Source organism: Kitasatospora sp. NPDC049258 (genome assembly GCF_040678895.1).
Classification (GTDB): Bacteria; Actinomycetota; Actinomycetes; order Streptomycetales; family Streptomycetaceae; genus Kitasatospora.
Map to the genome: position 1 here is coordinate 295,398 of NZ_JBFAQT010000004.1, position 6,263 is coordinate 301,660.

General features: G+C 72.0%; 6 protein-coding genes. 5 read left to right on the forward strand and 1 reads right to left on the reverse strand.

What is annotated here, in order from left to right; all coding sequences use genetic code 11:
* Nucleotides 1-110 precede the first annotated feature (110 nt).
* The 4 genes from AB0K43_RS06095 (at nucleotide 111) to AB0K43_RS06110 (ending at nucleotide 3,573) form a co-directional block, all read left to right on the forward strand.
* Nucleotides 111-875, forward strand: coding sequence for a sulfite exporter TauE/SafE family protein (locus AB0K43_RS06095; protein WP_363636249.1), 765 nt, complete (start codon nucleotides 111-113; stop codon nucleotides 873-875).
* Between the two features lie 100 nt (nucleotides 876-975).
* Complete coding sequence (locus tag AB0K43_RS06100; RefSeq protein ID WP_363636251.1) at nucleotides 976-1,155, forward strand: DUF1272 domain-containing protein; 180 nt, start codon at nucleotides 976-978, stop codon at nucleotides 1,153-1,155.
* Nucleotides 1,156-1,173: 18 nt separating this feature from the next.
* Nucleotides 1,174-1,470, forward strand: a complete 297-nt coding sequence (locus tag AB0K43_RS06105; RefSeq protein ID WP_363636253.1) for a 4a-hydroxytetrahydrobiopterin dehydratase — start codon at nucleotides 1,174-1,176, stop codon at nucleotides 1,468-1,470.
* A 99-nt stretch (nucleotides 1,471-1,569) separates the two neighbouring features.
* A complete protein-coding gene (locus AB0K43_RS06110) occupies nucleotides 1,570-3,573 on the forward strand; it encodes a PQQ-binding-like beta-propeller repeat protein (protein ID WP_363636255.1) in 2,004 nt (667 codons plus the stop codon).
* A gap of 68 nt (nucleotides 3,574-3,641) precedes the next feature.
* On the opposite strand, the gene AB0K43_RS06115 is transcribed toward AB0K43_RS06110, so the two are convergent.
* Entirely contained in the window at nucleotides 3,642-4,151 is a 510-nt protein-coding gene (locus AB0K43_RS06115; protein WP_363636257.1) for an HNH endonuclease, read from the reverse strand.
* 263 nt (nucleotides 4,152-4,414) lie between these two features.
* Between AB0K43_RS06115 and tyrS the strand changes: the two genes are divergently transcribed.
* Complete coding sequence (gene tyrS / locus AB0K43_RS06120; protein WP_363636298.1) at nucleotides 4,415-5,680, forward strand: tyrosine--tRNA ligase; 1,266 nt, start codon at nucleotides 4,415-4,417, stop codon at nucleotides 5,678-5,680.
* Nucleotides 5,681-6,263 lie beyond the last annotated feature (583 nt).

Genomic DNA, 6,263 nt, shown 5'->3' on the forward strand with positions numbered 1-6,263 from the left:
CCTCGGGCCGTGCGGGAGGCGTGGCCGGTCCGCATTCTGGATGGCGCCTGGCCCGCCGTCGCGCTCCTCCGGCATGATCGTCCCGACAGGACCGAGCGAGGGGATGACAGATGACACTCTGGGAGGGTGTGGCCGTGCTGATCGCCGGAGTCGGCGCCGGCGCGATCAACACCATCGTCGGCTCCGGGACCTTGATCACCTTCCCGGTCCTGCTGGCCGTCGGCCTGCCCCCGGTCACCGCGAACGTCTCCAACACCCTCGGCCTGGTGCCCGGCTCGCTCAGCGGAGCCATCGGCTACCGGCGCGAACTGACCGGTCAGGGCCCCCGGCTGGCCCGGCTGTCGGTCGCCTCGCTGATCGGCGGCCTGACCGGCGCCGTGCTGCTGATCCAGCTCCCGGCCACGGCCTTCGACGCGATCGTCCCGGTCCTGATCCTGCTCGCCCTGGTCCTGGTCGTCATCCAGCCCCGGGTCGCCCGCGCGATGGCCGCCCGCCGCAAGGCGGACGGTGCGCCCACCGCCGAGGTCGGCCCGCTGCTGTTCACCGGCGTGCTGCTGGCCGGCGTCTACGGCGGCTACTTCGGCGCCGCCCAGGGCGTCCTGCTGCTCGCCCTGATGGGCATGCTGCTCCAGGACTCGATGCAGCGGATCAACGCCACCAAGAACGTCCTCGCCATGCTCGTCAACGGCGTGGCCGCGGTCTTCTTCCTCTTCACCTCCACGATCGACTGGACCGCCGTCCTGCTGATCGCGGTCGGCTCGGCCGTGGGCGGCCAGCTCGGCGCCAAGGTCGGCCGCCGGCTGCCACCCACCGCGCTGCGCGCGTTGATCGTGGTGGTCGGCCTGGTCGCCGTGGGGCGGATGCTGCTCAGCTGAGGCCCCAGGCGCACTCGATCGCCCGGCCCCACCCTGACCGGGTGGACCGGGCCCGCCGGTCCGTCGTCGGCTTCCCGGCCACCACCCCAGGAGGACTCCCATGGCTCTGGAGATGCGCGAGATCTGCGAGCGCTGCGAGGTGTCGCTCAAGGCGGACGCCCCCGCCTTCATATGCTCGTACGAGTGCACGTTCTGCCCGGAATGCACCGCGGCGATGGCCGCCACCTGTCCCAACTGCGGTGGCGAGCTGCTCACCCGGCCGCGCCGGGTCACCGCCTGACAGGACGAGAGGGACCGGATGACCAGGGCCAGGCTTACGGACGACGAGATCACCGCGGGCCTGGCCGGCCTGCCGCAGTGGCACCGCGAAGGCGACTCGATCGTCCGCACCGCGGAGACCGCGAGCTTCCCCACCGCGATCCTGGTGGTCGACGCCGTCGCCCAGGATGCCGAACGGCTGGACCACCACCCCGACATCGACATCCGCTGGCGGACCTTGCGCTTCGTCCTGTCCACGCACAGCGAGGGCGGTCTGACCAGCCTCGATCTCACCCTGGCCGCGCTCATCGACGAGGCGCTGCGGGCCGCGGGCTGACCCCCGGTCAGCACCGGAGCCACCCGGCGGCGGCCGACCCGCCCCGGCCGCCGTGAGATGCTGGCCCACGGCAGCACGCAGTCGGGACGGACGGAACGCATGGCTCAGGACCATCCCCCAGCCTCCGGCCAGGGGTACCCGCACGACAACAACGGGCAGCAGCAGCCGGTCGGCTACGACCAGCAGCAGCCCTGGTACCCCCAGCAGCCGGCCGAGCCCGGCACCCCGTGGACGCCCGACACCGGCTACCAGCAGCAGCCGTACGGCGTGCCCGAGCCCCCGTCCTGGCAGCCCGGCGACCAGTGGGAGACCGGACTCCCGCAGCAGGGCGGGGCGGAGACCTACCAGGCCGGGTACACCGGAGTGCCGTACGGCTACCCGACCGCGGCCCAGCCGGAGCAGCAGCTCTACGCCCCGGCCGGCACCGGCGAGGGCTACGGCTACGGCGGCTACCTCCCCTACCAGGGCGACCAGCTCGACCGGCCCGACGGGCCCGACCAGGCGGACCAGCTCGACCAGCTCGGGCAGCTCGGCCAGGTGGACCAGCACGACCAGCTCGGCCAGGTCGACCACGGCGCCCAGCGGCCCGGGGCCGGCCCGGCCGGGTACGCCGTGACGGCCGAGCAGCAGCCCGGTCGGACCGGCCCCACCGGCTTCGGCGAGCAGGAGGAGTTCGAACGGGCCGCCGGTACGGGCGAGGCCACCGACCCCGACGCGTCCGGGCCCCGGTCCGCCGCCAAGCCCTCCCTGCTCGACCGGGCCAAGGCCGTCGCCGGCAACGCCCTCGCCGGGGACCAGGCCCCCAGCCGCCGCGCCCTGGCGATCCGGGTCGGCGCCGGTGTCGCCGCGCTCGCGGTGCTCGTCACGGCCGGCGTGCTGGTCACCGAGGACGACACCCCGTCCGCGCCCGCCGCCGACGCTCCCGTCAGCCAGAACATCTCGGTCGCCCACGACCGGGCCTGGGCCGCTCAGCCCGAGTCGGCCCCGCCCGCCGGCAGTGACGACACCCTGGTCGGCGGCTGGCTGCTCGCGGACACGGTGGTCCGGGCCGACGGGTCGGGCGTGCGCGCCTACGCGCTCGCCGACGGCAAGCCGGCCTGGACGCTCGCCGCGCCCGCCGACGGCGCCGTCCCGTGCGGGCTCAGCCCGACCGTCAACGCCAAGGGCCTGGCCGCGGTGCTGTTCCGCCCCTCCGCGGACCCGAAGACCCCCTGCTCCACCCTGGCCGTGGTCGACACCAGGACCGGCAAGTCCACCTGGACCAAGGCCGTGTCCGACGTCAAGGACGGCTACGCCGCACACGTGGCGGTCACCGACGACAAGGTGATCGCGATCGGCGAGGACCGGGTGGCCGCCTGGGGCGCCGAGGACGGCAAGGATCTCTGGCAGTACGCAGGCCAGGGCAAGTTCTGCACCCTGTCGGGCGGCGCCACCGGCGCGACCGTCGTGCTGCACAGCAGCTGCGCGGACTCCGCGCCGGTCGACCAGGCGGTGGCCCTGAACGCGGCCGACGGCAAGGTCACCTGGTGGCGCGGCCTGAACAACCAGCCGAAGACCGTCACCGTGCTCTCCGCCGAGCCCGCCGTCGTGGTCACCACCGGCGAGAAGGCCGCCGACGACCGGGTCTTCGCCTGGGGCCCCAGCGGCGACCCCGCCGCCGAGATCCCGGTCGCGGCCGACGGCGGCCGCCTGGACGTCACCCGCGGCACCTTCGACGCCGTCCCCGGCGTCTACTTCCACGAGCACACCATGATCGCCACGACGACCCCGGCCGACGCCGGTGCCCCCGCCGTGACCGGCTACGACCTCACCAACGGCAAGCTGCTCTGGCGCACGGTGATCGCCGAGAAGAGCAAGGCCCGGCCGGTCGGGCTGGACGCCGGCGGCCTGCTGCTCGCCGTCGACGAGCGCCTCGACCAGCCCGCCCACATCAGCCGCTTCGCGCTGGCCGGCGGGCAGGAGACCCAGGGCGGTGCCTTCCCGCAGGGCACCGGCTCGCTGCTCACCTCGGGCCGGCTGCTCAGCGGCGGTGGCAAGGTGGTCGCGGTGCCCGAGCACTCCTCGAACTTCGGGCTCGCCACGGCGTTCCGCAGCAAGGGCTGACCGGACGGTGTGACGGGTGGGCCGACCTGTCCCCCGATCGGGTCGGCCCACCGGCTCATGGGGTGGCGCTACGCGGTCGCCGGCAGCCAGGCCGCCAGGTCACCGAGGTCGCTCTCGCGCAGCCCGAGCGCCAGCATCAGCGTGGCCTCCGGGGTCGGCTCGAACGGGCGCCGCAGCAGCCGCATCCCGGCCTGCTCGGGCGTCCGGTCCGCCTTCCGCTGGTTGTCCTCGGCGCAGGCCGCCACCGTGTTCAGCCAGCTGTCCGCGCCACCGCGCGACCTCGGCACCAGGTGGTCCACCGTGCTCGCCCGGCGGCCGCAGTACGCGCACAGGTGCTGGTCGCGGACCAGCACACCCCGCCGCGACCACGGCGCCCGTTGTCGGAACGGCACTCTGACGAACCGTTGCAGCCTGATCACCCGCGGCACCGGGATCGACACACCGGTACCGCGGACCACACGCAGCGGATGGGCCTGCTCGACGACGGCCTTGTCCTGCAGTACCAGGACCACGGCGCGCTTGAGCGAGACCGTGGTCAGCGGCTCGTAGCTCGCGTTGAGCACCAGTGTGTTGCGCATCTTCGGGCCACCTCCCTGCAGACCGTGCCGACGGCACGGCCGCCCTGTCACCGCCGCCACCCGGCGGTGGCACCACTGTGACCGCGCAGCACCCGCGGAACAACGGAATTTCCGCGCGCCCGGGCCGACCGGCCGAAACCCGCTGGCCCCGACCGCGTACTCTCTAGAACGCTGGAGCTAGCACGTTGGAGTCGTCCAGGCCGGCGGCCCGAGGGAACGGCCGCCCGGAGCGCCGGACGCCCGATCGAAGGAGAAGCGTGACCGTGACGGACATCGTCGACGAGCTGCGGTGGCGTGGGCTGATCGCCCTGTCCACCGACGAGGACGCACTGCGCAAGGCGTTCGCGGACGGCCCGGTCACCTTCTATTGCGGTTTCGACCCGACGGCCCCGAGCCTGCACCTGGGCAACCTGGTGCAGATCCTCACCATGCGCCGCCTCCAGCAGGCCGGAAACCTCCCGCTCGGCCTGGTCGGCGGCGCCACCGGCCTGATCGGCGACCCCAAGCCGACCGCGGAGCGCGTCCTCAACGACCCCGAGACGGTGGCCGGCTGGGTGGACCGCCTGCGCGGCCAGATCTCCCGCTTCCTCGACTTCGAGGGCCCGTACGCGGCCCGGATGGTCAACAACCTGGACTGGACCTCCGGGATGTCGGCGATCAGCCTGCTGCGCGACGTCGGCAAGTACTTCCGGGTCAACAACATGATCGCCAAGGAGGCCGTCGCCCGCCGGCTCAACTCCGACGCGGGCATCAGCTACACCGAGTTCAGCTACCAGATCCTCCAGGGCATGGACTACCTGGAGCTGAACCGCCGCTACAACTGCACCCTGCAGACCGGCGGCAGCGACCAGTGGGGCAACCTCACCGCCGGCAGCGACCTGATCCGCAAGGCCGACGGCAAGTCCGTCCACCTGCTCGCCACGCCGCTGATCGTCAAGGCCGACGGCACCAAGTTCGGCAAGACCGAGTCCGGCACCATCTGGCTCGATCCCGAGCTCACCACTCCGTACGCCTTCTACCAGTTCTGGCTGAACGCGGACGACCGGGACGTCTCGAACTTCCTGCGCATCTTCTCCTTCCGCTCCCGGGAGGAGATCGAGGAGCTCGAGCGCGAGACCGCCGAGCGCCCCGCCGCCCGGCTCGCCCAGCGCGCGCTGGCCGAGGAGCTCACCTCGCTGGTGCACGGCGCCGACCAGTACGAGCGGGCCGTCGCCGCCTCGAAGGCGCTGTTCGGCCAGGGCGAGCTGACCGATCTGGAGCCGGCCACGCTCGCCGCCGCCCTCGCCGAGGTGCCGAAGGCGACCGTCACCGAGCTCGGCCAGGTCGTCGACCTGCTGGTCGAGGTCGGCCTGGCCCCGAGCCGCTCGGCAGCCCGCCGCACCATCAAGGAGGGCGGGGCCTACCTCAACAATGCCAAGGTCACCGATGAGGAGGCCGTGCCCGCCGCCGACGATCTGCTGCACGGCCGGTGGTTGGTCCTGCGCCGCGGGAAGCGCAACCTGGCCGCGGTGGAGCTGGCGTCGAGCTGACCGCTCGACCCGAGGCGGGGTCGGCCGACACCCGCCGCCGAGCTGCCTTCAGGTGGCCGAGAACAGACCCGAGTTGACCAGTGCACTCGGGGCCGAGGGGCCGGATCCAGCCAGATCCGGCCCCTCATGTTTGACTCGATCGACACCTCGGCGTAATGTAGTCCGAGTCGCCTGAACGGCTGAGGCCGAGGGCGAAGAACCCCCAAACACTGATGAGCGACCTGTCGCGCACTTTTCCGATTCCGATCGGAAGGGAAAAGCGGACCGAATAGCTCTGCTAGAGTTTGGAGCGCCGAAAGGCAAAAGCTAATCGGATGAATGAAGCCCCGGAAAACGGAGCGGAAAACATCTGCTAGGCTGGGAAACACGAAAGAACGAAGCGCCCGGAGAGTTCACGAGAGTGGCTCGAAGGAAGTGTCCGTTCCTTGAGAACTCAACAGCGTGCCAAAAGTCAACGCCAGATATGTTGACATCCCCGGCCGGTCCTCTGGATCGGTTGGAGATTCCTTTAAAGTAAGACACTAGCGAGGACGCAGTGCGCGGGACCGCCCTATTCCGGTTGGTTGCCGCGCCGCTCAACGCG